The following is a 22,269-nucleotide window of genomic DNA, read 5'->3' on the forward strand; positions in this document are numbered from 1 at the left end:
TGGTGGAATTTTCCGTGTTTGTCATGCATAATCCCCTTCGGCCTTGATCAACAGCTCGCAGGGGAGGCCAACCCATGAGCGACGGCCAGACCGCCCAGTCCCTGGAAACCGACCGGCCCACCCCCTTCGACCCGCCCGTCGCGCTGCGGCGCCGCCCCCCGCTCAGCAGGCTGGCCTACCCCGACGGCCACCTCGGCTGGGTCTCCACCGGGTACGCGGAGACCCGCGCCATCCTGGCCGACCCGCGCTTCAGCACCCGGCGTGAGCTGCTGCACCAGCCGGTCGGCGGCGAGCGCGCGACCGAGCGGCCGACGCCCGCGGAGCCGGGCATCTTCCCGCACATGGACCCGCCCGAGCACACGCGCTTCCGCCGCCTGCTCGCCCACCACTTCGGGCCCCGGCGGGTGGCCGGGCTGATGCCCGCGATCCGGCGGCACACCGAAGAGGCGCTTGACGGCATGGCGGGCAACGGAGGCCCCGCCGACCTCCTCACCGCGTTCGCCATGCCGATCCCGGCGCTCGTGATCTGCGAGCTGCTGGGCGTGCCGGTGGAGGACCGGCAGCGCGTGCAGGCCGCCACGGCGGTGATGAACAACCTCGACTCACGCCCGGAGCAGGTCGGCGCGGCCGTCGCGACGATCACGGGGACGGTGCGCGACGTCCTCGCCCGACAGGGTGCGAGCACCGCTGAGGGCGGGCTGCTGGCGCACGTGGCGGCGAGCGGCGAGCTGAGCGACGAGGAGCTCACCAACCTCGGGATGGTGCTCCTCGCGACGGGCCACCTGCCGACGTCGAGCATGCTCGCGCTCGGGGCGTTCGCGCTGCTGACCGACCCGGATCAGCGGGCTCTGCTGGCCGCCGACCCGGAGCGGGCGGTCGAGGAGCTGCTGCGGTACCTGTCGGTGCTCCAGTTCGACGTACGGCGTACCGCGCTGGTCGACGTCGAGATCGGCGGCCAGGTCATCGCGGCCGGGGAGACCGTGGTGCTGGCGCTGCCGGTGGCCAACCGCGATCCCGGGCGCTTCCCCTGCCCGGACGCGCTGGACCTGTCCCGCTCCGCGACCGGGCACCTGGCGTTCGGGCACGGCGTCCACCAGTGTTTGGGGCAGCATCTCGCGCGGGCCGAGCTCCGGGTGGCGCTGACCGCGCTCTTCGAGCGCTTCCCCGACCTGCGCCTGGCGGTGCCGGCCGCCGAGGTGCCGACCCGCGACCGCTCGGCGGTGTACGGCGTGGACCGGCTGCCCGTCACGTGGGGCGCCCTTCCAGCGGACCGGCGGAGAAAGGGTGCGGATCATGCGCTACAGGACCTTGGGTGACTCGGGCCTCCGGGCGTCGGTGGTCGGGCTGGGCTGCAACAGCATCGGCGCGGGCCTCGACCTGGCCCGCACCAGGGCGGTGGTGGACGCGGCCATCGAGGAGGGCATCACGCTCTTCGACACCGCCGAGGCGTACGGCGAGCCCGCCGGCGCGAGCGAGGAACTGCTCGGTCACCGCGCCGGCGCCCCCGCCTGACGCCTCAGGCGGGGGGGCGCCGTCCCGTGGCTCCCCGCTCCCGGGCGGGCGGGAGCGGGGAGCCGCCGGCGGTTACCTCAGCGTGTACGCGCTCAGGCTGGTCTGGGTGACGCGGTTGCCCGCGGCGTCCCAGGCCTCGGCCCGCAGGGCGACCGCGCCCTTGGCGTGACGGGGATGGCTGACCGAGGCCGTCCAGGTGCCGTCACGGCCACGGCGGACGTCGGCCGCGGTCCAGCGCTCGCCGCCGTCGGTGCTGGCCCACACCTTCAGGCCGGCGACCGCGGGTGTGCTGCCGGTCGCCGGCGAGTGGTAGACGCGGACGTCGAAGGTGTGCCGCCGGCCCGCCGGCACGCTGTTGTCGAGCCCGAGGCCGCCGGTCAGGTCGTACGCGACGAACACGACCGGCTCGGGCCGGCACGGGCCGGTGACGCCGGCCAGGAACCCCACGCAGACGTGGGTGGGCGGCGTCGCGTCCGTGGTGACCGTCGCGGAGCGGAAGGTCCACTCCGCCGACGTCCCGGTGCCGGGGTTGTCGAAGGTCAGCCGGTAGTCGCCGGCCTCCTTCGGCATCGGGTACGCGGGCAGGCCGCCCATGAGGACGGCCGGGATCTCCGTGCCGTTCCTGTAGAGGCGCGTGCCGCCGATCAGGGTGTCGCCGGACTGGCCCTGCGCGCCGATCTCGGTGTGGTTGGTCCAGAGGACGTCGCCCTGCCGGCAGATCGAGCAGGGCGCGAACAGCGGCGTGAACTGCGGGTCGAGCAGCCGCCTGACCGCGTCGGACACGGTGGCCGAGCCTGGCGTGAGCGGCCCGGCGTTCCAGTGCTGGGTGTGGGGGCCCGCCCGGTCGAAGACGTGGGAGCTGCTGAGCGGGCTCCGCGCGCCCTCCACCTGCCGGTAGACGATCGCCTCGGGATCGACGGGGCCTGCGTACTCGGTGCGCGTGCCGGGTCCCTCGATCACCGGCAGCCGGGTGTGGAAGCTCGTCGCCTGTCCCTTCCGCGCGATCGCCGCCGTGGCGAAGAAGTCGGTCGGGGCTGCGGCGTGGTAGCGGGTGTCGATGGTGGTGAGCCGCCGGTCGGTGATCCTGAACGGGATCGTGGCGGGCACGCGGTCCTTCTCGGCGGGATAGAGCTGGTAGCCGTAGGACGACCGGGGCGTGCCGTGGACGGCGACGGAGACCGGGCCCTTGGCGAGCCGCCTCTTCAGCTCGCGGGCCTCGGCGGGCGACACCGTCACGTAGGGGATGTCGATCGAGGCGCGGGTGTCCCACGACTCGGGCGCCACCATCTGCGGGATGTGCGGCCCGAACCCGCACGAGTAGAGCGGCGCCGACGGCCACATCAGGAAGCCGGCCGCCCCCGCGTCGCGGAGGTTGCGTACGCGGTCGAGCCCCGCGGCGCAGCCGCCGTCGTCGTCGAGCAGCGCCAGCTTGCCGCGCAGGTCGAGCCCCGCCAGGGCCTCCTTCGTGCCGACCCCGGCGTCGACCAGGTTCGCCGTCAGGTCGCCGGTGAACGGCACGTAGTCCAGCGGGATGTTCCTGAGGGAGCCGCCGTCGTGCGGATAGACCTCCGGGTGCAGCTTGAGCGGGTCGCGTCCGCGTACCTCCATGGTCACCTCGGGGGCGGCCAGCCCCCAGTAGGTGGAGAAGAGGAGCGAACCCTTGGTGACCTTCCTCGTCGGGGTGATCCAGTGCCGGACGTACGGGGCCGACGCCGTGTAGGAGGTCCACCGGCTGCCGTCCTCGACGGTCCGCTGGAAGGACGTGAACGCCTCGGAGCCCGGCGAGGCGACCGCCGGTCGCGGCGTGTCGAAGCCGATCTCCTTGAGCTCGCGCCCGTCCAGGGTGACCTCGGTGTCCCCGGTGACCTCGACCTGCGGTCGCAGCAGCCAGCCGGCGTTCGCCAGGTACGACACCGGGTCTATCCATTGGAGGAACCCGCTGACGTCGTAGGAGCCGCGCGGCACCTGGACGGTGAAGACGCCGGGCGACTCCCACCGCGCGCGGCGGGTGAGGTCGCCGCGCCCGCCCGTGATGTCGAGGACGTTGAGCAGGCTCGGATTCACCGCCGTGCCCTCCCCGTCGAGGACGCGGACGGTGAGCGTGACCTTCGGCGGCTCGCGGGTCAGTCCGACGGGAACGGTCAGCCGCGTGCCCTGCCCGTCGGTCGCGGTCACCGCGCCCGTGTACGTGCCGAGGCCCAGGGCGGCCGGGGTCAGCGTGACGGTGGCCGTGGCCGTCCCGCCCGCGGGGACCGTCAGCGTCCCGTCCACCGTCAGGACGCCCTCCGGGACGGCGGCGCCCGCGACGGTGGTCAGCTTCGGGGTCAGGGTGAGGGTCACCGGCCGGTCGGAGGTGTTGGCGTACACGACCTGCTTGCCGACCGGCGCGCTGCCCTCGGCGACCGCGCCGTAGTCGAGGTTCGCGGTGGTGGCGTGCACCCGCTGGGTGAGCGCGTTCGCCAGGTCGAGCCGCCCGGCGCCGCGCTCGTAGACGGTGCCGCCGACCTCCTTGACGGTGCTCATCAGGGCGGCCTTCAGCTCGGCGGCCCGCCAGTCCGGGTGCCGCTGGGCGAGGATCGCCGCGGCTCCGGAGACGTGCGGCGCGGCCATCGAGGTGCCGGACGCGGCCGTGTAGGAGTCGCCGGCCGGGTCGCCCATGCTCGTGCCCGCGGCGCGGGCGGCGACGATGTTCACGCCGGGCGCCGCGATGTCCGGCTTGAGCGCGCCGTCGATCCGGGGGCCGCGGCTGGAGAAGGGGGCCAGCTTGTCGTCGAGGTCGGTGGCCGCGACGGTGAGCGCGGACAGGGCCGCGCCCGGCGTGCCGACGGACTCGGGCGCGCCCACGTTGCCCGCGGCCACGACGAACAGCGCGCCGGTCTCGGCCGTCAGGCTGTCGAGCGCCTGGCTCACCGGGTCGGTGCCGTCGGTGGCCTCGCCGCCCAGGCTCATGCTGACGATCCTGGCGCCGCTGCCGGCCGCCCACTGCATGCCCTCGACGACGTCGCTCCAGCTACCGCTGCCCGAGTCGTCGAGCACCTTGCCGACGACGAGTTTCACCCCGGGCGCGACGCCCTTGTACGTGCCGCCGGAGGCCGCGCCGCTGCCGGTGATGATGGAGGCGACGTGCGTGCCGTGCCCGTGGCCGTCCTTGGCCGTCTCGGCCCCGTCCACGAACGACCGGGAGTCGGCGATCCGGCCGGCGAGGTCGGGATGGGTGTCGTCGATCCCGCTGTCCAGGACGGCGACCTTGACGCCGGCGCCGTCGAGCCCGGCGGCCCACGCCTGCGGCGCGCCGATCAGCGGCACGCTGCGGTCGAGGCGGGCCGCCACCTTCCTGTCCAGCCACACCTTGGCGAGCCCGGCGCCGAGCGTGCCCGCCGCACGGCCGCCCGCGTTCCTGTCCACCGTCCGGCCCTGGACGGCGGACCAGAACGTCGCGGTCGAGTCGTGCGGCACGGCCAGGGCGACGCCGCCGATGCTGTCGAGCGTGGCCGTGGGGGTGCTGGCGGGCAGCGCCTCGGCCGCGGACCTGAGCCCCTTCGTGCTCTTGTCGTACTGCACGATGACCGGCGTGGACCGGCCCTCGGCATAGCCGTGCTCGGCCAGGTACTTCACGTCGAACAGCTCGCGGTCCACGCGGCCCGCCTCGATCGCGGGCAGCACGTCGCCGGGGAAGACGTAGAAGCCGTCGGGCCCCGACCGGCCGTGGAAGACGGGCTCCGGCCTGCCGGGGCCGGCCGCCGCGCGGACGCGGAAGCCGTAGTGGCCGCCGCCCATGTCGGTCAGCGTCACCTTGTCGCCGGTGATGAGGGTGATCTCGTGCGTGCCGGGCCGTACGCCGTCGAGGGTGACCGGCGCGGCCGGCTGCGGGGCCGTCTTGTCGTCGGCCGCGGCGGGGCTCAGCGGTAAAGCCGTCGCGGTCATCGCGAGCACGGCGACGACCGCGGCCGGCCATCGTCGGCGCACGCCTGGGAACAGCGTCATGAAGGTCTCCTCGGGGGGTGGGCCTCACGGGGAGGCGGGGTCCTGGGGAGAGTTTCAGTCAGCCGGAAACCCTTGTCATGAGTCGGATGACCTAATAAATGACGATCACCGCAGGCGGCTGTCAGGACACGAGGCCGGACTCCACTGCGCTGACCGCGAGCGCCGTGCGGGACCTGACGCCGAGCTTGCGCATGGCCGAGTTGACCTGGGCGGCGACGGTCTTCGGCGAGCGGGACAGGACGACGGCGATCTCCCTGTTGGTCATGCCGGTCGCGAGCAGGCGGACGACCTTCAGCTCGCGCGGCGACAGCTCGTCGCCGTAGCCGCGCCGGCCGCGCCCGCGCACCTCCACCCGGTGATCGCGCAGCAGGCCGGCCACCCGCTCCGCCGCCGTCCGCGCGCCCAGGTCGCCCAGCTCCTGCGCTACCTTCCGCGCCAGGGGAAGGGCCTCCTCGGCGGCGCCGGCCGCGAGCAGGCAGGCGACCCGCCGCTCCTGGGCGAGCAGCACGTCGTACGGCCGGGGCAGCCGCTGCCAGGCGTCCGCCGCGCGGGCGAACGCGGCCGCCGCCGGTCCCGGGCCGGTGCGGGCCTCGGCCAGGACGGCCCTGCTCAGCGCCAGCCCGGCGCGGGGCGCGGGGGCGGGCCGGCCGCGCACCCAGCCCGCGAACGCGGCGACCAGCCCGGCGGCCTCGTCCACCCGGCCGGCCGTGACGAGCGCCTGCGTACGGGCGGGCACCAGGTCTGCGGCCCACAGCCAGACGCCCTTGTCGGCCACCTGGCGCACGGGCTCGTCGGTGACCAGCAGCGCCTCCCCGACCGCGCCGCGCGCGAGCAGCAGCCGGCACAGGGCCGCCGCAGGCTCGGCCACCAGCTCGGCGGCGCCGCGCCGGCGGGTCTCGGCGAGCACGTGCTCGAACCGCCCGGCCGCGGCGGGGTCGCCCGCCGCCGCGTCCAGCAGGCCGGCGACCAGCACCGCCTCCAGCCTCGTCACGGGCTGGATCTCGTCGTCGTCCGCGAGCGCCGCGACCCGCCCGGCCAGCCCCCGCCACCGGCCCGTGAACCAGTCCAGGTGGGTCCGGGTCGCCTGGATGATGCCCGGGTAGCGGCGGAACCCGTGGCGTTCGGCGATCGCCTCGGCCGCCGCCAGGTGACCGGCGGCCTCGGCGTAGCGGCCCCAGCGCACCGCGGCGTCGCCCAGGTTGAGCCGGCCCTTGCCGAGGTGCCGGGCCTCGTCCGGGCCGGCCGGGTCGCCGCACAGCCGGGACGCCTCCGCCCAGCCCTCCTCCTCGCCCAGCATCAGCAGCGCGGTGACGCGCTCGACCAGCAGGCCCATGCGGTCGAGCGGCGGCAGCGACTCGGCGACCCCGGCCGCCCGCCGTAACCAGCGCAGGTGCGTGGCGACCGGGGTCGAGGACTCGCGCGGCCAGCCGAGGTAGGCCATCATGCGGGCGGCGCTGTGCGAGCCGGGAGACAGGTGGGCGACCGCCTTGATCATCTCGTGCCTGGCGGCCTCGAACTCCTCCATGACGAGCAGGACGCGGGCGAGCTGGCAGCGGGTCTCGGCCGCCTGCTCGGGCGACATCGTGCCCGCGTCCAGGGCCGAGCGCAGGGCCCTGACCATCTCCCTGAAACGGCGGTCGCCGGTGAACGACGAGAACGGCATCTTGGCGACCAGCCGGGCGGCGTCGTACGCGGCCAGCCGGGGGTGCGTGAGCAGGTCGTACAGCAGGGACGCGGCCCCGGACTCGTCGGCCGCGGCCAGGGCCAGGTCGGCGGCCCGCTCGGCGTACCGCATCCAGGTGGTCACGTCCCCGGCCTCGCGGAAGTGGCGGGCGAGCTGGGAGACCGAGAGCGGCGTCCGCACGGCGAGGGCCCGTCCTGCGCGCAGGTGCGCCGCGCGGCGGTCGGGGGCGGGGATGGCCTCGTACACGGCTCTGCAGGCCAGCACGTGCCGGAACGAGAGCCGGCCGCCGTCCTCGCGCAGCAGCCCGCAGGCCAGCGCCTCCGCGAGCCCTTCCGCCGGCCGGTCCGCGGGTCCTCCCGCCGGGCCGCCTGGCCGGGGCGGAGGGACGGCGGCGACGGCGCCGAGCGTGGCCTCGTCCGCCGGCACGGACAGCACCGCCGCCGCCCTGAGCACGGCCCGCGCGGGGCCGCTCAGCCGCGCGACCCGTTCCAGCACGGCGTCGCGCACGGTCGGCGGCACGTCGAGCTCGGTGCGCCTGCGGCGGACCCACGCGCCGTCGCGGCGAGTCAGGTCCGCGCGGTCGTGCAGCAGGCGCACGGACTCCTCGACGGCCAGCGGGATCCCATCGGTGTGCTGCTGGAGCAGCGTCGCGAGGGCCGGGGAGACCGGCTCGTCGTCCAGCATCGACGACACGAGCGCGCCGGTGCGCGCCACGTCCAGGGGCCCGACGGCCAGCCGCAGCCCCTTCGCGCCCGTCGGCAACCGCGCGGACAGCCGCAGCAGCAGCGAACCTGGCGGGACGTCGTTCGCGCGGTAGGTCACGACCAGGCTGGCGGGCGGCGGGTGCCGGGCGGCCAGGAACAGCAGGAACTCCAGCGTCGCCTCGTCGGCCCAGTGGACGTCCTCCACGGCCAGCACCGACACCCTGAGGCGGTCCAGCACCTCGGCGAGGGCGCGGAAGAGCAGGTGGCGGGCGGCGCGGGCGTCCTCAGGCGGATCCGGAGCGGGCGGCAGCTCGTCCGCCCACTCGGGGAACAGCGGGCGCAGCGCCCCGGCGAGCCCGCTCAGCCGCAGGCCGCGGATCCGCCTGGTGGCCTGGCGTACCGCGTCGACGATCGGGCCCAGGGTGTACGGCTCGCGGAAGGGCGGGCACCAGGCCACCAGGCTCCGGTGCTCCCGCCCGGCCGGCGAGCCCAGGAACTCCCGCAGCAGGCGGCTCTTGCCGACCCCGGCCTCCCCCTCGACGAGGACGATCGCCGGGCCCTGCGCGAGCGCCCGCTGGAGGGCGGCCAGCTCGGCCGCGCGGCCGACGAACGCGGGCGCCGCCATGAGCCGTGAGGCACCGGCGGCCCCAGGAGTCGCCGTAGCAGCCACAGGCACCGGGCTCCCTACCGTGAGACTGCGGCCCGCGGGACCCTGCGCGGGCTTTCCGGACCGCGAGTGCACCGTCCGGCCGGGCACGGGCGTGACGGCCCGTGCCCGGCCGAGGCGAGATCATCTTAGGCCGGGCCGGCGGCCCGGCGCCAGGCTCGCCCGCGTCAGCACCAGGTCAGGGTGGAGTTGTTGCGGGTGACATTGCTGATCGTGTTGTTGCTCCCGGTGCAGGGGCTCCAGCGGATGTTGGTGTTGCTGACCGTCAGGTTCTGGAACCTGATGCCCGACGAAGGCGGGAACTCCGTACGGGCCGCGATCCGCACCTCGCCGCCGCCGCTGATCGTGCCCGACACGCCGGCGATGACGACGTTGTAGCAGTTCTCCACCAGGACCGAGTTGTTGCCGGTGTTCGCGATGTCCACCCGGTCGATGGTGGCGCCGCCGCTCTCGGAGACGCAGAAGATCCCTCGGCCGCCGCCGCGCGCCTTGACCGTGCCCACGCGGATGTTGTTCGGGTAGGAGCTGCCGATCCGGCCGTTGCGGTTGGCCATGCGGAAGGCGGCGTAGCCGGTGCCGGCGCCGGCGTTGTCGGCGTCAACGGTGCCGACCGTGGCGTTGACGGTCTGGTTGAGCAGCAGCCCGGACTCGCCGACGTTGCGGGCCGTCACGGTGCCGACGGTCAGGCCGTCCACGCCGTACGTCTCCATGGCGTGCGAGCTCGCGCCCTGGACGTACACGTTGTCGACCCGGACGTTGCGGGTCCACTGGCTGGTGTCGCCGCGGTTGTCGATGCGTACGCCGAGTCCCGCGCCGAGCCGCATGTCGAGCTGGCCGAGCCAGACGTTGGTGACGTTGCGCAGGAAGATGCCGTAGACCGGGGTGCCGGTGACGTTGAGGTAGGGGACCTCGATGTTCGTGGTGCCGCGGGAGTAGACGGGCGCGTAGTCGCCGGAGCCGGAGCCGGTGACGTTGATGGTGCCGCACACCGACAGGGACGTGTAGCTGGGCAGGGAGATCCGGCTGCCGGCGCTCATCGTGCCGTTGCCGCGCACCACGACCCGCTGGATGGAGGTGCGCCCGGCCGTGAGGCTGCCGATGCCGGCCTGGACGGCGGCCCGGAAGTCGGTGCCGCTGTAGACGGTGCCGCCGCCGCTGTCGCGGGCGGTCCAGGTGCTGCCGCTGACCGTCACCTGCGACTGGAAGGACCCGTCGCCGCACGCGGCGGCGGACGCCGGGGTGATGCCGGGCACGACCGCGGCTCCGGCGGCGCCCAGCAGCACGGCTAGGGCGGCGGCGATCCGGTGCCGGCGCTTGGGCGAGGGTGACGAGGGGGTGACCGCTGTCATGGCATCCTCCGGTGGGGTGTTCCACGGCAAGTGAGCCGCGCATCACCGCCGAGGCGCGCCTCCGTTCCCAAAAACGTTTAAATAGCGGTGACGCGGGTGTCAAGCGGCCTGTCAGGTTGTTGCAGTGAGCGTGCAGCCCGGCATCAGCGCCGGGGAGCGGGCGCGAAGAGCGCGGCGAGGTCGTCGGCGAACACGGCCGGGAGGGCGAGCAGCGCGCCGCCCGCGACCGCCAGCGCCACGCCCGCCGGGTGCGGCTGCCCAGGGGCTCCGGCCAGGACGGCCGCCGCGCCGGCCACGGCCAGCGCGGCCAGGGCGAGGTTGCGTACGAGGTGCAGGCGGCCGAGCGGCGACGGCGTCATGCCGAAGCAGCGGCAGGAGGCGCGCACCCCGGCGCGCAGCGCACGTCCGATCCCGGCGGTGAAGGCCAGCAGGACGGCGGCGGCCAGGGCGAGTCCGGCCGCCGCCGTACGCTCCACGGTCAGCAGGACGACGACGGCGCACTCGGCGGCGACCACGAGCGCGGGGAGCACGGCCGAGGCCGCTCCCCGCGGCAGCGGGACGAGCTCCGGCACCGACCGCCGGAACGCCTCGTACGCCGCCCGCCCGCGCACCTTGCCGATCACCGCCACCAGGAACACGAGCCCCAGGGCGCAGCGCGCGGTCAGTGCGAGATAGTCCACGGAGGTCCCCCTTGCGGGTGCGGTCAGGCGGCCGGCCGCCGGCCGCGCCGGCGGAAGAGGCTGCGCGGCAGGAACAGCACGAGCAGCGCCGCCACGACGTGCACGGCGATGAACGCGTACGCCTCGGCCTTGGTCGCCGGATGGCCGATCCGCACGGTGATGTGGTCCGCCCACGCCCACACCTCGGGGATCCCGTCGAGCCGGCGGTTCATCGAGACCGCCACCAGGTCCTCCAGCCCGGACACGTGCAGGATCGACATGGCCGCCCCCGTCCGGAGCACGCCCTCCCGCGACCCGCCGCCGATCCGGTACGCCAACAGCAGCGCCACGATCAGGAACGGCACGAACACCACGACGTGCAGGTAGAGATCCTCGAAGGTGCCCGATCCGTCCTCGATGTCCATCGCCCTGATGAAGGTCGCGGGCACGAAGTACAGCAGGAAGCCCAGGAAGAGCGCGGGAAGGACGAGCAAGTGCAGGCGCAGCCGGCGGGCCGTCTCCACGTCCAGCCAGGCGACCGCCACGATGGCGGCCAGTTGCGGGGTGAGCTTCACGAGGAAGCCCCACAGGGTGGTGATGTCCTGCTCGTACGGCAGGACGAAACGGACCAGCCCGGCCAGTGCGACGGCCACGACGCCCATCACGAGCGTCACCCGGTTGGCTCTGATCACGGTAGGACTCCAAGGGTCGGGGCGCCGTGGACGGGGCAGCGTCCGAGCGTGGCGGCGCCGTCGGGCACCACGTCGACCAGGACGGGCCTGCGCCTGCGCAGCGCGGTGACGGCCGGTGTGCCGTCCGCCGTCGTCCGCGCGTGGAAGCGCCGCCACAGCAGGTGAAGGTGGCCGCACCCCGCGCGTGCGGCGTAGTAGCCGAGATGCGGGTCGTGGACCAGCTCCCCGTCGGCATCCAGGTTGCCGCGGATCAGGACGCGGGTCTCGATCCCGGCGAGCGCGGGCAGGAACTCGGCCACGGCGGCGCGCTCGCCGACCAGGACCGCCCGCCCGGCGCCGGCGGCGAGGCGGAGCGCGGGCTCGTTGAGCTCGCGCCGCCGTCGCTCGTTCCTGACCTTGGCGCCCGCGGCCAGCAGCACGCCGTAGCGCCGGAACGGGCCGAGCGCGCGCCGGTCGAGCACCGCGGGGCCCACCTCCAGCACGGGCGCCCGCCCGCGTACGCCGGCCGTGCGGAGCGCGGCCCGCAGGTCGGCGGCGGGGCCGATCCACAGGCTGGGCTCCGCGCCCGCGTCGTACGGCGCCCCGAACGGGCACAGCCGGTGCAGTTGCCCCGCGAGGTCCGCGCTCGGCGTGGGCTCGGGCTCGCCGAGCTCCCGCCCGGCCCGTACCCACTGGTCGCGGTAGAAGGGCACGCGGGCGAAGGCCGCCCGCACGGCCCGCCGGTACGCCAGCCGCCACAGGACGCCGGAGAACCCGCCCGGCGACCGGGAAGCGGACGCGCTAGCGGACATCTACCCTGATCAGCGCGTCGAGGTCGGCCGGTTCGCGGTCCACGACGTAGCCCAGCTTGGCCCGGCACTCGGTGTAGGGCACGACGTGGTCGCCCGGCCGGGCCACCACGACGACCTCGGCACCGTCCGGCAGCGACTCCAGCCCGTCGATGGAGACGAGCGTCCCCTCCGAGGGCGCGCGCAGCACCCGGACGTGGGCGGGGCCGCGCCGGGCCGGGGTCAGGTCGGGACGTTCGCCGACCGCGAGCCGCACGGTGGCCTCGACCGTGTCCACGCCGTGCATGAGCCCGAGGGCCTCGCCCAGGCCGTTGCCGCCGATCCGCGCGCCCATCTCGACGAGGGTGACCTGCCCGCCGTCCACGAACAGATCGACGTTCAGCGGGCCGTCGCGGTAGCCGAGGTCGCCGCAGACGAGTTCGAGCTGCCGGACGACCTCCTTCTCCAGGACGTCGTCGGCGGGCGCCATGTCGTGCCCGACCGCCACCACCGCGGGCGGCGCGGTGACGCGCCTGCTCAGGCCGAGCAGGGCGATCCTGCCGTCCTGGAGCATGGCCTCGGCGCAGAGGTCCTCGCCGGTCAGCAGCTCCTCGATGACGGCCCGCCCGCTCGGGGAGACCTCCTTCGCGTGCGCGATCGCCGCCGGCAGCTCGCCGGGCTCGCGGCAGATCGTGATGCCGCGCGAGCTGCCGGAGTCCACGGGCTTGACGATGACCGGCAGCGGCGGCCGGAGCGCCGGGTCGGCGTCGTCGGCCCAGTGATCGTCGGCCCAGTGATCGTCAGCGCAGTAGCGGGGTCCGGGCAGGCCGAGCCGTTCGCACACCTCGCGGAAGTGGAGCTTGTCCGTCGAGGCGCGCAGCGTCGCGTCCGTCAGGCCGCACGGCAGGCCGAGCAGGCGGGCCAGCTCGACCAGCGACGGGAGGTTGATGTCGCTGCCGGGGGCGAGCAGCCCGGCGAGACCGTCGCGGCCCCGCAGGGCGTCCGCGACGGCGGGGACGTCGCGGGTGCTGAGGTGCAGGAACTCGTCGGCCTCGGCGACGCCGGGCGCGTCCGGCCGCATGTCCACGCAGATCGTGGCGAGGCCCAGCCGCCGGGCGGCCCGGAAGGCACTGACCGTGCCGTCCGAGCCGCCCAGGATGACCAGGTGCCTCATCGCGGCGGGCTCCAGTGCGTGCCGCGGTTCTCGATGAACCAGTCGACGGTCTTGGCCATGCCCTCCGGCAGCGAGACGAGCGTGGCGGGGTCGATGCCGACCGACCGCAGCGTCTGCGGGTCGGCGGTGACGGCGGTCTCCGGGGTCTCGCCCGGCCGCATGGGCAGGTCGACGATCGGGACGCGGTCGTAGCCGCGCTCCACGCACATGTCGATGATCATCTCGGCGACGGCGCGGATGCTGGTGGACTCGGCGGGGCCGACCTCCACGACGTGCTTGAGCGGGCCCTGCTCGGCGGCGGTCTCCAGGGCGGAGACGAGGCCCCTCGCGACGTCGCCGACCCAGACCATGTCGGAGATCTGGGCGCCGCCGCCGTAGAGCTCGACCGGCATGCCGGACAGCGCGCGGCAGACGACGGCGGGGGTGATCTTGCGGACCTTGCCGGGCGCGAACGGCGGCGCGGCCATCTGCCGCGGGCCGTAGGCGTTGACGACCCTGACCTGGTTGACGCGGGTGCCGCGGTGGGCGTTGAACATGCGCACGAAGCGCTCGACGGCGGTCTTGGAGATGGAGTAGCTGTTGTCCATCCAGTGGTTGCCGACGCAGATGTAGACGCCGGGCAGGTCGTACTGGGCGACGGCTTCGAGGAAGTTGAGGCCGCCGACGAGGTTGGTCTCGGCCGCGGGACGCGGGTTGTCGATGGTCTCCTGGGTCCCGAGCACGGCCGCCAGGTGGATGATCGCGTCCGCGTGGGCAGCCAGCTCGACCATGGCCGTGGCGTCCCTGATGTCGCCGAGCATGAACTCGTACGTGCCCGTGCCACGCTGGCGGTGGTCGAAGACGATCGGGGTGTGGCCGCGGGCGGCTAACTCCTCGCAGACGTAACGTCCGATGAAGCCGTTGCCCCCTGTGACGCCTACTTTCATGCTTTCCCCTGGTCAGTGCCGTGCGCTGCGGTGTTGCGCGGGCGGATGTTGCGGAGCGCCCGATCATGGACGCGGCGATGATCAAATCAGACATATACTGCGATCGTTTGACTCAAATGACTATGTTGCAGATTCGTTGTATTACGTGTCAGTCAAGGACGTACGGTGAGGTTCGACTTCTTCCAGCCCGGCCGTGACCCCGAACCCGAAGGCTGGGAGGACTTCCGCCGCGCCAGGGAGCTCACGGCGATCTGGTCGTACGACGTGATCCGCGCCTCCTTCGACGGCTCCTGGGCCAGGCCGCTGCTGTGCGTGGCCCGCGACGGGGAGCGCGTCGTCGGCGCCGTCGGAGCGCTCAGGTCGGGCCGCGGGCCGTTCCTGCTCGACGTACGCCTGCCCGCCCACTCCAACGGCCCCACCTGGGTCCTGCCGGACGGCGCGGAGGGCCGCGCGGTCATCAGGGGATTCGAACGGGCCGCCCGCAAGGAGTTCGGCCCGTGGCTGGCCGGGGTCGTCTACCGCATGGTCACCGAGCCCGCCCTGCCGCTGGTGGCCAGGCGCGGCGCGGTCGTCCGCCACTCCCCCGGCACGACCCTGTTACCCGTGCGCTGGACCTCCGCCGACGGCTGGCTCGCCACGCTGAGCGGCAGCCGCCGCGCCTCGCTGCGCCGCCAGGCCCGGCGCGTCGAGCAGGACGGCACGCTGCGCGTCGAGACCGGCGCCGGGCGCACCGACCTCGACCCCGCCGAGCTGGCCGACCTCCACGAGCGTCAGGCCGTCCGGATCACCTCGCGCCCCGCCCCGGCCGGAAGGGGCCCGGCCGCCCTTGCCGGCCGGCTCCTCGCCCGGCCGGCCGCCGCGTTCGACCGCCGCCTGCCGCTGCCCGCCGCCTATTTCGCCGAGCTGATCCGGCGCGACGACGTCTGGACCGTCTCCTACCACGACGGCGACCGGCTGATCGGCGTCGCCGTCGTCTACGACCACCCGGTCACCCCGATGTACGGGCCGTTCGCCGCGCTGACCCCCGCCGAGGGCGGGCGCAAGGACCTGTTCTTCTACAGCTACACCCGGATCGTCGAGCACGCCGTGGCCGGCAAGGCCGAGAGCCTGTACGCCGGACGCGGCTTCGTTGACGAGAAACGTTCGCTGGGGTTCGAATACCTCCCCATGAGACTCGTGGCGGTGCCCCGGTGGGCGCTCGGATGAAGGTGGAGCTGCTGGATCCGCGGCACGACCCGGAGCCCGGCGACTGGGAGGAGTTACGCCGGGCCGCCGGACAGCGGGTGACCTGGCGCTACGACCTGCTGCGCGCCTACGCCTGGGCCGCCCAGGCCCCCGTCATGCTGGCCGTGCTGCGGCGCGAAGGCCGCGCGGCGGGCGCGGTGGCGGCCTCGCTGCGCGCCCCGAGGCTGCGGCGCGCCAGATACGCCGGCCCCCCGGGCGGCTCGCGCGCCCCGGCGGGCGTCGTGGACGTGCACGCGCCGGGCAACCGCTCCCAGAAGGGCTGGTGGTGGCGGGACGAGCACGACCCCGAGCTCCTGGCCGCCTACCTCCGCGCGGTGCGCCGCGCGCTCGGCCCCGGCTGGCGGAGCACCGTCTGGCGCGAGGTGTCGGCGGGCGAGGAGGCGCTGCTGCCCGGCCCGCTCCGGCTGCGCCTCCCCACCGCGCCGCTGGCCAGGCTGGCCCTGCCCTGGTCGCGCCTGGACGACTGGTACGCCGTGCTCGACCCACGCCGCCGCGACTCCCTGCGCCGGCGCGCGAAGACGTTCGCCGCCGAGCTGTCGGTGCGCGTCGGCCCGGCCCATGACCTGGTCGGCGCGGACGAGGCCGCCCGCCTGCGCGCGGAGAACGACCTCAAGCACCGCAGCAGGCTCTCACCCGCGCCGCCGCTCCCCCTGCCCTACCTGGAGACGCTGATCGGCAGCGGCGAGAGCGTCGCGCTGACATACCGGGACGGCCGACGGCTGCTCGGCCTGTCCCTCATCCTCGACCACCCCGGCTGGCCCGTCTGCCTGAGCTGGGGGGCCGTCCCGCCCGAGCAGGGCGGGCGCAAGCACCTCTACTTCGACGGGTACGTCCGCATGATCGAATGGGCCATCGGCTCGGGCCGGCGCGGGCTGGTGCTCGGCAAGGGCCAGGCCGAGGTCAAACGCGACCTGGGCGCCGAGCTGCGGCCCTCCTCCGCCCTGGCGGTCCCACTGTGAAGGCGGACCTCGCGGTGCGCTGCGTCCAGTGCGGGGACCCGCACCCCGTACGGCTGCGCGGGCGGCGCCGGTCGTGCCGCTCCTGCGGGGCCGTCTTCAGGGCGGCGCCGGTCGTGCCCCGGTCCGTGGCCGGGGATCCGCTGGAGCCGTACCTGCCGGCCCGGATGGTCCGGTGGATCCGCGACAACGACGACGACGCCGCGCCGGACCGGGCCGCCATGACCCGCTGGTACCGCGAGTTCGACGCGCTGGTGGCGCGGGCCAGGACCGACGAGAGCGCCGCCGGGCTGCTGGCGGAGGTCAGCGAGGTCCCGGCCGGCGAGCTGCCCGCCAAACCCGTCGCCTTCCCCCAGGTGTGCGCGGCCCTGCACGCCACCTGCTACGACCTGCGGCTGGCCCGGGAACGGCTCGCGCCGGACGACCCGTGGGCGGCCGAGCGGCTGGGGCACGTACGCGCCTGGTTCGCCGGGCCTGGCCGCGCGGACACGTGGGCGGCCGGGCCGCCGGTCGCCGCGCCGGACCCGGAGGCGGTGCGGAAGCTGCTCCCCCTGCCGGAGCGCTTCGAGTCCGGCCCGCTGCGGACGTTCTTCGCTGCGCTGTTCCAGGTGGAGAGGGGGCCCTCGCCCACCGGTGTACTGGAGCGCTTCGGCGCCGAGGCGGTCGAGGACGCCCTGCGGGCCTGGCTGCGGGACGGCTCGTACCCGCTGCGCGAGCGCGTGATCGCCGACCTGGACGCCGGATGACCGCCGTCTCCCACCGCGTCGGCCTGTCCCGGCTGACGACGCTGCTGGCCGGCCGGGCCGTCTTCCGTCTCATGCTGTACGGCTCGGCGGCCCTGCTCGCCCTCGCCTGGAGCCGCCCCGACTTCAACGCCTACGCGGCCGTGATGGGCGCGGTCGGCTGGCTGTGCATGGTCGTGCAGTCCGGCGGCGAGAAGGCGGCGCTGAAGCTCGTCCCGCGGGCCCGCCGCACCCGCGACGACCTCGTGGGGATGCTCCGCGCGCTGGTCGCCTACGTCCCGCTGCCGCCCGCGCTCGCGGCCGTGACCGCGCTGGCGCTCGCCCCGCACGCGCGGGTCACGCTCTACCTGCTGGGCGTCGCCTACTACGTGGGGCTGGGCTGCGGCATGCTGGGCGTGGCCCTGCACCGCGCGCTCGGCAACTACACGCGCGACACCGTGCACTTCGCCGTGCTGGGCGTCGGGATGGGCACGATGGCGGCGCTGGCGTTCCTCGCGGGGATCGGGCCGGCCGGCTACCTGACCGGGCTGCTGGCGCTGGTCACCGCGCTCAACGTCGCGCTGCTGCCGGGGCTGCCGCGCCGCACGCGGCCCCGGCCGGGGGCGCGCCGCGTGCTGGCCGGGACCGTGCTGCTGATGGGCGCGGCCGACGTCATGAACAACGCGATGATCGGCGCGCTGTTCGTGGAGCTGGCGCTCAGCCCGTACGCGGCCCACAGCGGCGACCTCTACCTGGTCACGCTCGGCTGGGGGTTCGCGCTGTCGATCCTCTACACCGTGCAGCGCATCTACCAGCCGCAGCTCTCGCTGCGCGTGGCGGGAGGCGGCGTGGCCGGGGCGCGGGTGCTCGCCCGGCGCATGGCCGGGCTCGCCGCGGCAGGCGCGGCCCTGTGGCTGCTGATCGCCGGGATCGTGCTGGCCGTGTGGGGGGTGGACGGGCCGGTCGCGCTCGCCGTGCTCGCCCTCACCCTGCTGCCGATGCAGGCGCTGGCGAGCGGCGCCACGTTCGTGGTCGAGCACACGAACCTGCGGGCCAACGCCCGGGCGGTCGTCGTCGCCCTGGCCGCCGTCGCCGGGCTGGGCGTGGTGGCGATCTCCCTGGCCGGGGCGGCCGGGGCCGTGTACGCGCTGGGGGCGAACCCGCTCGTCCTCGGCCTGGCATTGTGGAGGGCGCGATGACGGGCGCATCTACTGGCGCACCGACCGGACTGACCGTGCTCGTTCCCTGCTTCAACGAGGGCGCGCAGGTCGAGGTGGCCTACCGGGAGCTGACGGCGGAGCTGGCCGCGATCGAGGACCTGGAGATCCTCTTCGTGGACGACGGCAGCACCGACGACTCCCTCGCCCGCATCCGCGCGCTCGCCGACGCGGACCCCCGGGTGCGTTATCTGTCCTTCACCCGCAATTTCGGCATCGAGGCCGTCATGGCGGCCGGGTTCCGGCACGCCGGGCAGCCCTGGACCGTCCAGTGCGACGCCGACCTACAGGTCCCGCCGTCGCAGATCTGGCGGCTGCTCGACGGCGCCGCCGGCGGCCACTACGACGTCGTCTTCGGCCGCCGGGTCCGGCGGCGCGACCCCCTCGTGCGCAGGCTCGGCTCGGCCGGGATGCACTGGGCGGCGCGGGCGGTGTTCCGCATCGAGATGCCCCGGGGGGCGTCCACCTTCCGGCTCGTCCGAACCCCCGTCGCCCGCACGATCATGGAGCTGCGGCTGCCGTGGTTCATGGCCGCGGTGCCGCTGGTGGGGGCGCGGCACACCCTGGTCGAGGTCAGCCATCGCGAACGCGACGCCGGACGTTCCAAGCTGCGCCTGGCCCGGCTGGCGGGGCACTCCTTCGAGCTGTTCTTCGGGTTCTCCTGGCGGCCGTTGAACGCGGTCTACCTGCTGGCCGCGCTGGGCCTGGTCGCGGCGGCGCTGGGGCTGCCGGGCGCGCACCTGCTGGTGCCGGCGGTGACGCTGGCCGCCGTGGCCGTGGTCGGCCGCTACGTCCACCGCCTCGCGCCGCCCCGGCCCGCGTACTACGTCCGTGAGGCGAACGTGCCGCTGCGGCCCGAGGACACCCTCTTCCAGGGCGCGCCCACCCCGCCGCCGCCGCTCAGTGCCGGGCGCCCAAGTAGCGCGCGAGGTGGTCGATGACCTCGCGGGCGTCGTCCTCGATGCCGTTGATGAACGTGGACCTGCGCCGCCGCAGCATGGGCAGGCCCAGCGCGTACAGGCCGGGACTGTCGGCCACGCCGCCGTCGTGACGCAGCCGGCCCTTCCCGTCGAGCACCGGCACGTCGAGCCAGTGGTAGTCAGGGCGGAAGCCCGTGGCCCACACGATCGTACGGATCTCGCCGCTGCCCAGGTCGAGCTGCCAGCGCGCCGACTCGGGCACCCTGGTCGGCGCGAACCGCTCGGGCGGCCCGACCTCGCCGTCCCGCCCGTGCTCGCGGGCCCACACGTCGAACGTGTCCAGCAGCCGCTCCATCTTGAGATCGGCCAGCGAGAACACGTTGCGCAGCCCGCCGGAGAACAGCGCCCGGCCGTCCCGCACGCCCGCCCAGCGGCCGACGAGCTCGACGCCCATCGCGGTGAGCGCGTTGAGGTCGAGCGTCGTGCGCCCGGGCGTGCCCACGAGCTGGGGCGAGGGCAGCCGCCTGGCCCGCTCCAGGTCCTCGATCTCGTCGTGGCGCTGGTCCCACACGCCGGAGGCGTCCATCCACCAGAGCACGTCGCGCCCCCGGTAGGTGCGCGGCATGCGGACGTGCTCCCCCACCGACAGCGTCACCGGCCGGCCGGAGGCGCGCAGCTCGGCCGCCAGTTGCACGCCGGTGGCCGACGCACCGACGACGAGCACGCCGCCCTCGGGGAGCCGGCCGGGCTCGCGGTAGTCGAACGGCGTCAGTTGCCGCACCGACGGCGGCACCGCCTCGCTGAAGGCCGGCACCGAAGGCACGTTGCACGCCCCGCTCGCGACGACCACCGTCCGGCAGGCGATCTCGCCGTCGCCGGTCGTCACCAGGTATCCGTCGCCGTCGCGCCGGACGGACGTGACGGCCGTACCGGTCCGTACGGGAGAGCCGGAGAGCGCGGCGAAGCGCTCGATGAGCTGCGTCACCTCCTTCGTGGTCATGTAGCCGTCGGGGTCCGGACCCTCGTAGGCGAGGCCCGGCAGGCGGCTCTGCCAGTTGGGGGTGAGCAGCCGGAAGGAGTCCCATCGTTCGCGGCGCCAGGAGTTGGCCACCTCGCCGCGCTCGATCACCACATGGTCGATCGAGCGCGCGGTGAGGAAGTGGCCGGCGGCGAGGCCCGCGTGCCCCGCCCCGATGACGACCGTCGTGACCTGCTCGGTGATGGCTCGGCCCTCAGGCGACTTCGACGGTGACGTTCGTCGGGTTCGTCAGGGCGTCGAACACCGCCGAACGCTTCTGCGACTGGGCCACCAGGGCCTCGATGTCCTGCCGCGAGGCGTCCGCGTCGATCTCGAACGTCACCTTGATGTCGTCGAAGCCGTTGCGTACGTCGCTGTCGGCGCCCAGGATGCCGCGGATGTCGTGGGTGCCTTCGAGCCGCGCCTCGACCGAGCGGAGCTGGATGCCGCGGTTCTGGGCGACGGAGGCGACGCCGGCCGTCAGGCAGCTCGCCAGGCCGACGAGCAGGTACTCGATCGGCGTGATGCCGTTGTCCTCGGCCGCGAAGACCTCGGGGTGGTCGGCGTCGAACACCGCCTCGCTGCGGTGGGAGCGCTCCTCGCCGAGCCCGAAGAACTCCTTGACCGTCGTCGTGCTGTGCACGCCGTTGCGCCAGGTGGAGGAGGCCCGCCAGACGAACCGTGCGGCCTCGGGAGCGTCCTTCAGCGCCTCGCGCGCGTCCAGCAGCGCCTGCACGTTCACGCCGTTGGAGACCGTGGTCATAGCTTCCGCCCTTCCCTAACTACCCGAAATTCCGGTAGGTATTTGACCATACACCGGGCGTGGCGGCTACCATAGCCGCATGTCGCAGCCAGCCAAAACGCTCGCGGCCGGCCGCCCCGGCGCCGCCGGTTCGGTGGGCGCCGTCGAGACCCGCTACCTCGACCTCCCCCGGCCCCTGCGGCTCGACTGCGGCCGCGAGCTGCATCCGGTCCGTGTGGCGTACGAGACCTACGGCACCCTGTCGCCCCGGCGCGACAACGTGATCCTGGTCTGCCACGCCCTCAGCGGCGACGCCCACGCGGCGGGCGTGTCCGCGGCGCCGGCCGAGGCGGGCACCCGCGACGGGTTCGGCGCCGAGGAGCGCGACGGCGCGGGCGGCAAGGCGCTCGGCTGGTGGGACGGCATGATCGGCCCCGGCAAGGCGTTCGACACCGACCGGTTCTTCGTCGTCTCCACGAACCTGCTCGGCGGCTGCCGCGGCACGACGGGGCCGTCCTCCGTGGACCCCGCGACGGGCCGGCCGTACGGGCCGGACTTCCCGGTCATCACGGTCGCGGACATGGTGCGGGCCCAGCGCGCGTTCCTGGACGCCCTCGGCATCGAACGGCTCGCCGCGGTCGCCGGCGGCTCGCTCGGCGGGATGCAGGCGCTCGAATGGGCGGTGAGCCACCCCGACCAGGTGGACGCCATCGTCGCCATCGCCAGCACCCACGCCCTCCACCCGCAGGGCGTGGCCTGGAACGCGATCGCCCGCGAGTCGATCCTGCGCGACCCGGCCTGGCAGGGCGGCCGCTACTACGGCACCGGCCGCGCCCCCGACGCCGGCATGGGCGTCGGGCGCATGGTCGGCCACATCACCTACCTGTCCGCGCCCGCGCTCGGCGAGAAGTTCGGCCGGCGGCTGCAGCACGCCGACGACCTCCGCTACACCATCACCGAGCCCGAGTTCGAGGTGGAGAGCTATCTGCGCCACCAGGCCGACACCTTCGTCAAGCGCTTCGACGCCAACACCTACCTCTACCTCTCCCGCGCCCTGACCTACTTCGACCTCGCCCGGCGGCACGGCGGCGGCTCGCTCGCGCGGGCGCTGGCCGACGTCGAGGCGCGGACGCTGCTGATCGCCTTCAGCTCCGACTGGCTCTACCCGCCGTCGGCTTCCGAGGAGATCGAGCGGGCGCTGCGGGCCGCCGGCAAGCCGGTGTCGTACGAGCTGATCGAGGCGCCGTACGGACACGACTGCTTCCTGCTCGAAGAGGCGCGCCAGACCCCCATCATCCGCCGGTTCCTCGGCGGAGCCGGATGACAGCGAC

The 22,269-nt window shown here is 74.5% G+C and carries 18 protein-coding genes; 8 read left to right on the plus strand and 10 right to left on the minus strand.

Translation table 11 applies throughout. The features are described from left to right. Window positions 1-74 precede the first annotated feature (74 nt). Both BMW85_RS04240 and BMW85_RS04245 read left to right on the plus strand, forming a co-directional pair. Window positions 75-1,316 carry a cytochrome P450 gene (locus BMW85_RS04240; protein ID WP_091076973.1) on the plus strand — a complete coding sequence of 414 codons (1,242 nt, stop codon included), beginning with the start codon at window positions 75-77 and terminating at the stop codon, window positions 1,314-1,316. Beyond that, window positions 1,294-1,512 carry an aldo/keto reductase gene (locus tag BMW85_RS04245; RefSeq protein WP_143082085.1) on the plus strand — a complete coding sequence of 73 codons (219 nt, stop codon included), beginning with the start codon at window positions 1,294-1,296 and terminating at the stop codon, window positions 1,510-1,512. The genes BMW85_RS04240 and BMW85_RS04245 overlap by 23 nt, the downstream gene beginning before the upstream one ends. 72 nt (window positions 1,513-1,584) lie before the next feature. Here the strand turns inward: BMW85_RS04245 and BMW85_RS04250 are convergent, their stop codons facing one another. From BMW85_RS04250 to BMW85_RS04285, 8 genes are all read right to left on the minus strand, one after another. Next, window positions 1,585-5,496 carry a S8 family serine peptidase gene (locus tag BMW85_RS04250; protein ID WP_091076976.1) on the minus strand — a complete coding sequence of 1,304 codons (3,912 nt, stop codon included), beginning with the start codon at window positions 5,494-5,496 and terminating at the stop codon, window positions 1,585-1,587. A gap of 121 nt (window positions 5,497-5,617) precedes the next feature. Further along, the gene (locus tag BMW85_RS04255; protein WP_218155646.1) at window positions 5,618-8,554 is read right to left on the minus strand and encodes a helix-turn-helix transcriptional regulator; all 2,937 of its coding nucleotides are present in this window, start codon (window positions 8,552-8,554) and stop codon (window positions 5,618-5,620) included. Window positions 8,555-8,718: 164 nt separating this feature from the next. After that, window positions 8,719-9,900, minus strand: a complete 1,182-nt coding sequence (locus tag BMW85_RS04260; protein WP_245774598.1) for a hypothetical protein — start codon at window positions 9,898-9,900, stop codon at window positions 8,719-8,721. 143 nt (window positions 9,901-10,043) lie between these two features. Beyond that, entirely contained in the window at window positions 10,044-10,580 is a 537-nt protein-coding gene (locus tag BMW85_RS49220; RefSeq protein WP_091076981.1) for a MauE/DoxX family redox-associated membrane protein, read from the minus strand. 23 nt (window positions 10,581-10,603) lie between these two features. Further along, window positions 10,604-11,251, minus strand: coding sequence for a hypothetical protein (locus tag BMW85_RS49225; protein WP_091076983.1), 648 nt, complete (start codon window positions 11,249-11,251; stop codon window positions 10,604-10,606). Continuing rightward, window positions 11,248-12,042: a hypothetical protein gene (locus BMW85_RS49230; protein WP_091076985.1), complete on the minus strand. Its 795-nt coding sequence runs from the start codon at window positions 12,040-12,042 to the stop codon at window positions 11,248-11,250. The genes BMW85_RS49225 and BMW85_RS49230 overlap by 4 nt, the downstream gene beginning before the upstream one ends. Continuing rightward, on the minus strand, window positions 12,032-13,192 hold the full coding sequence (locus BMW85_RS04280) for an ATP-grasp domain-containing protein (protein WP_091076987.1): 1,161 nt from the start codon (window positions 13,190-13,192) through the stop codon (window positions 12,032-12,034). Before BMW85_RS04280 ends, BMW85_RS49230 begins: the two co-directional genes overlap by 11 nt. Further along, the gene (locus tag BMW85_RS04285; protein ID WP_020546088.1) at window positions 13,189-14,118 is read right to left on the minus strand and encodes an NAD-dependent epimerase/dehydratase family protein; all 930 of its coding nucleotides are present in this window, start codon (window positions 14,116-14,118) and stop codon (window positions 13,189-13,191) included. The genes BMW85_RS04280 and BMW85_RS04285 overlap by 4 nt, the downstream gene beginning before the upstream one ends. Before the next feature lie 165 nt (window positions 14,119-14,283). Between BMW85_RS04285 and BMW85_RS04290 the strand changes: the two genes are divergently transcribed. From BMW85_RS04290 to BMW85_RS04310, 5 genes are read left to right on the plus strand one after another with little or no spacing between them, the layout of a single operon-like run. After that, window positions 14,284-15,324 carry a GNAT family protein gene (locus BMW85_RS04290; protein ID WP_091076989.1) on the plus strand — a complete coding sequence of 347 codons (1,041 nt, stop codon included), beginning with the start codon at window positions 14,284-14,286 and terminating at the stop codon, window positions 15,322-15,324. Continuing rightward, window positions 15,309-16,322 (plus strand): hypothetical protein, encoded by a 1,014-nt coding sequence (locus tag BMW85_RS04295; RefSeq protein ID WP_143082086.1) that lies wholly within the window; start codon window positions 15,309-15,311, stop codon window positions 16,320-16,322. Before BMW85_RS04290 ends, BMW85_RS04295 begins: the two co-directional genes overlap by 16 nt. Continuing rightward, window positions 16,319-17,065, plus strand: coding sequence for a hypothetical protein (locus BMW85_RS04300; RefSeq protein WP_091076995.1), 747 nt, complete (start codon window positions 16,319-16,321; stop codon window positions 17,063-17,065). The genes BMW85_RS04295 and BMW85_RS04300 overlap by 4 nt, the downstream gene beginning before the upstream one ends. Then, window positions 17,062-18,240 carry a hypothetical protein gene (locus BMW85_RS04305; protein ID WP_091076997.1) on the plus strand — a complete coding sequence of 393 codons (1,179 nt, stop codon included), beginning with the start codon at window positions 17,062-17,064 and terminating at the stop codon, window positions 18,238-18,240. Before BMW85_RS04300 ends, BMW85_RS04305 begins: the two co-directional genes overlap by 4 nt. Next, on the plus strand, window positions 18,237-19,199 hold the full coding sequence (locus BMW85_RS04310; RefSeq protein ID WP_245774599.1) for a glycosyltransferase: 963 nt from the start codon (window positions 18,237-18,239) through the stop codon (window positions 19,197-19,199). Before BMW85_RS04305 ends, BMW85_RS04310 begins: the two co-directional genes overlap by 4 nt. On the opposite strand, the gene BMW85_RS04315 is transcribed toward BMW85_RS04310, so the two are convergent. Then, window positions 19,159-20,400 (minus strand): NAD(P)-binding domain-containing protein, encoded by a 1,242-nt coding sequence (locus tag BMW85_RS04315; RefSeq protein ID WP_342743380.1) that lies wholly within the window; start codon window positions 20,398-20,400, stop codon window positions 19,159-19,161. The two genes, BMW85_RS04310 and BMW85_RS04315, sit on opposite strands and share 41 nt — an antisense overlap. A gap of 10 nt (window positions 20,401-20,410) precedes the next feature. After that, window positions 20,411-20,959: an OsmC family protein gene (locus BMW85_RS04320; protein WP_020546081.1), complete on the minus strand. Its 549-nt coding sequence runs from the start codon at window positions 20,957-20,959 to the stop codon at window positions 20,411-20,413. A 79-nt stretch (window positions 20,960-21,038) separates the two neighbouring features. On the opposite strand from BMW85_RS04320, the gene metX reads away from it, so the two are divergent. Next, window positions 21,039-22,262, plus strand: coding sequence for a homoserine O-acetyltransferase MetX (metX, locus tag BMW85_RS04325; protein WP_091077003.1), 1,224 nt, complete (start codon window positions 21,039-21,041; stop codon window positions 22,260-22,262). The last annotated feature ends 7 nt before the right edge of the window (window positions 22,263-22,269 follow it).

It is taken from the genome of Nonomuraea wenchangensis, from assembly GCF_900111685.1.
Classification (GTDB): Bacteria; Actinomycetota; Actinomycetes; order Streptosporangiales; family Streptosporangiaceae; genus Nonomuraea; species Nonomuraea wenchangensis.

Coding starts and splice junctions, on each gene's coding strand:
- BMW85_RS04310 (WP_245774599.1), top strand. CDS start 18,237: ATGACGGGCGCATCTACTGGCGCACCGACCGGACTGACCGTGCTCGTT.
- BMW85_RS04245 (WP_143082085.1), top strand. CDS start 1,294: ATGCGCTACAGGACCTTGGGTGACTCGGGCCTCCGGGCGTCGGTGGTC.
- BMW85_RS04260 (WP_245774598.1), bottom strand. CDS start 9,900: ATGACAGCGGTCACCCCCTCGTCACCCTCGCCCAAGCGCCGGCACCGG.
- BMW85_RS04320 (WP_020546081.1), bottom strand. CDS start 20,959: ATGACCACGGTCTCCAACGGCGTGAACGTGCAGGCGCTGCTGGACGCG.
- BMW85_RS49230 (WP_091076985.1), bottom strand. CDS start 12,042: ATGTCCGCTAGCGCGTCCGCTTCCCGGTCGCCGGGCGGGTTCTCCGGC.
- metX (WP_091077003.1), top strand. CDS start 21,039: ATGTCGCAGCCAGCCAAAACGCTCGCGGCCGGCCGCCCCGGCGCCGCC.
- BMW85_RS04240 (WP_091076973.1), top strand. CDS start 75: ATGAGCGACGGCCAGACCGCCCAGTCCCTGGAAACCGACCGGCCCACC.
- BMW85_RS04280 (WP_091076987.1), bottom strand. CDS start 13,192: ATGAGGCACCTGGTCATCCTGGGCGGCTCGGACGGCACGGTCAGTGCC.
- BMW85_RS04285 (WP_020546088.1), bottom strand. CDS start 14,118: ATGAAAGTAGGCGTCACAGGGGGCAACGGCTTCATCGGACGTTACGTC.
- BMW85_RS04250 (WP_091076976.1), bottom strand. CDS start 5,496: ATGACGCTGTTCCCAGGCGTGCGCCGACGATGGCCGGCCGCGGTCGTC.
- BMW85_RS04305 (WP_091076997.1), top strand. CDS start 17,062: ATGACCGCCGTCTCCCACCGCGTCGGCCTGTCCCGGCTGACGACGCTG.